The following is a 2,991-nucleotide window of genomic DNA, read 5'->3' as shown; positions in this document are numbered from 1 at the left end:
CAAGGTTAAAAAACGAACAGGTGTAACTATGTAGAATTAGTTCCTGAAGCGAGTAATTCCACAGCCTCAACGCCAAAAACAGCGGCGCATTTATGCGTCCGACTGCTTTTTCTTGTTATGTGCATTTCCTTGATAAGACGATTTAATCTTAAACCCCATCCCTTCATATTTATACAGAACATTAAGTAATGGTACTGCCCCTTCTTTTACAAGTGGTACGGTATCATCAAGCTTTATATGACTATTGAACTGGAGAGTATCTACTATATCATTGAGTTCTAACTTTTCTTTGATATGCTCTACGTGAACACGATCAGTTTCGTGGTTTTCACTGGCAACCAAATTATTTCTTTTGACCTCCAGTGAAAGTTGTTTTTCTTGTAACTCTACCTCCTTTATTTGAACATCTAGCTCAAGAGCTCTTTCCTCTAGTTCACGTTTCCTTTTTGTTGGCAGAGCTTTGAACCCTCTTATTTCAGCGCTGATCTTCGGTATTAAATCTCCAATGAGTTTTAAAATAACAGCACCTCCTCCAACATAAGTGACAAAGTCAATTATTATTGAACCCTTGACTATTTGCTTTATGTACAAATCATCACTGGCTCTTGTTGAGGAGTAGTATGGGTGAATGTTTCTTTTTATTTCAGTAATTGAGTCATTCGTGTCAACCATATACAAAAGATTGTTATACGTGGCGTTCAAGGAAACCAGAAGATAGGACAAATTAATAGGCGATATATTTTTCCCATCTAAAATTACTTGCAAAAGTCCTTCTTCATTTCCTTCAGGTTTGTAGTTGATCTCATCATCAAATAATACAGACTGTAATTGTTCCTCTGTTAGTTTACTTCTCAACTGCTTAAGTTGTTGTCTAGAATCAAATTTTGTTAGCCGCATAGAAGCGTCTAAAAAACTAGTGTCATATAAGTTTGCACCTCGAAAATCAGCCTCGTCTAGCATACAATTCTTGAAGCTGGTTTTCGAAGCGTTAGCTCCCTTAAAGCAAGCTTTACTTAGGTCAGAATTCTCAACCTTTGAACCATTCAACCTTGCGTTCGTGAAATCAGCATACTTTGCTGAAACACGTCTAAGGTCGGCGTTGGCGATCTTCGCATTTAAAAATATTGACCCATTTAAATCTGCTCCTGTAAGTTTCGAATTATTTAGGTTTGAAGAGGTTAGATTTGCACGATTAAGTATAGTACTTGAAAGATTTGCACTGACAAACTGCGTATCAATGAAAGAAACTTCTCTAAATCTAGACCCTGTAAGATTGCTCTCGCTAAAATCACAATTATCAAGTACCGAGTGTAAAAAGTCAGAATTCAAAATTTCAGCTTTCGATAAAACTCTGTCTTTTAGTACAATCTTTCTTAATTTCTCACCGGATAGAGCTAATCTTTTTGATTCATTTTCATTCTGTTCAATATTCTTCTGTTCGGGAAAATTAACCCAATTTTCATGAACTTCAACAAGATTTAATAACTCAGATATATCCATAACAACCTACATAAAAATTCCGATAGTCAGCAAAAGGCCGCTTATTTAAAGATGTACTCGTGCACATAACTATTTAGTATTTATGCGGCACGTTGTTTGTGCTGCATAATCGCTTGTTGGACTAAGCCGCTGCCTGCTCTGTTTGTCAGAGTTGGTGTTATTTATGCTATTGGAATTTGCTTTTAGTAGCATAAGGTGTCTTACGCCTATTTTATCGGCTTGTCTTTCGCGCTTAAGCCATCCCTGCATTACTCAGTGCGTTTTATCTTGCCATTAGAGCTAATTTTCGCTGATTTATCAATGATATTATCACCACGCACGCACTTTTATAGCCCGAACACTTAAGCTGGTTAACGCATTGATTTGATTAAGCAAGCTCTGCTGCTAACTCATTCGTGCTATTTTTATTATCTCTTCACTTGAATTAACTATTTCGCTAAATCGTAAGACCCCGATTTTGCATACTTCACAAGGCCAGTGTGGAGATGGTGACGCGGCGGCTGCCTGTTTCTTTTTAGTCATAAGTGACATCTATTCAAAAGTTACAATCAATTTACGTTGGGTGTCTTCTAAATTTTGCTTTGCTACCCGAGAAGGTTCATATGTATTAGTTTACATTTACACCAATACTAATGAAAAAACACTTAGCCAAATTAGCTGAAAGCCATATGAAATACGCTGATGGATGCCTGGATTGCTTTGGGATTTTACAGCTTTAGCCATTGCGAAAAGATAATAAACAGTAGCGACAACAGAAAATAATGAAAAAATACGGAAATATAATGGGATAATTTCAGTTGTTGGACTTATAACAATTAATATTGGTGCTACAACTAATGAAAGCAACATGATAAAACCTGCCCAAGAATGCACTTTACAATTAAAAGTTGGATTCTTAGTAAATGGATCGGCGTCCATTGGGAAGTAACCTGCGACCCATGTACCAACACCATGAACTATGACTAACCAACCCACAACATTCACTAAAGTTGAAACATTTGAGAGTTGAGCCAGATACCAACCGAAAAAGCAAAATAGAAAACCAAGAGGATAATTATTAATTAAAGGAGATAATTTTTCAGTTGGGCTACCAGTCGCGCCTAACTCACTACAAAATTGCTTAGAATGACTGTAACCAGTATAAAACCTACTTGCTACATAAACACCAATGAAAATCCAGATTGTTGCAATTAATCCTGAATAGACCGCAATACTCTCAAACACCACCAAACTCCCTTTGTAAACTAACGAGCCTGTAGAATTACTCGTTATAATTTATTTTTTATTGATGCCTCAACCATAGCCGAGTTCCTATTTCAATTCAATCGTTTAGTGGCTTTCCACTTTGATTTTTATTATGTTATTTTATCGGTCTTAGCGGCGGGTTTTTGTGGCTTTATTTTGGCTGAAATGGCCCTACTCTTCTTAATGTATCCTCTTTTTACGAGGTGTCCTCTAAAGCGAGGAAAGATCATTATCCTTATTTAATTG

The 2,991-nt window shown here is 36.5% G+C and carries 2 protein-coding genes; both read right to left on the bottom strand.

All coding sequences use genetic code 11. From position 1 onward, the window contains the following. Nucleotides 1-90: 90 nt before the first annotated feature. On the bottom strand, nt 91-1,500 hold the full coding sequence (locus J8L98_RS24280; protein ID WP_210998634.1) for a pentapeptide repeat-containing protein: 1,410 nt from the start codon (nt 1,498-1,500) through the stop codon (nt 91-93). Nucleotides 1,501-2,118: 618 nt separating this feature from the next. Further along, nucleotides 2,119-2,724 (bottom strand): DUF998 domain-containing protein, encoded by a 606-nt coding sequence (locus tag J8L98_RS24275; protein ID WP_210998633.1) that lies wholly within the window; start codon nt 2,722-2,724, stop codon nt 2,119-2,121. Between the last annotated feature and the right edge of the window lie 267 nt (nt 2,725-2,991).

Origin of the sequence: Pseudoalteromonas sp. MMG013 (genome assembly GCF_018100885.1) — a bacterium.
Taxonomy (GTDB): Bacteria; Pseudomonadota; Gammaproteobacteria; order Enterobacterales; family Alteromonadaceae; genus Pseudoalteromonas; species Pseudoalteromonas aurantia.
This window is presented reverse-complemented; position numbering and strand designations above follow the sequence as displayed.

Coding starts and splice junctions, on each gene's coding strand:
- J8L98_RS24280 (WP_210998634.1), bottom strand. CDS start 1,500: ATGGATATATCTGAGTTATTAAATCTTGTTGAAGTTCATGAAAATTGG.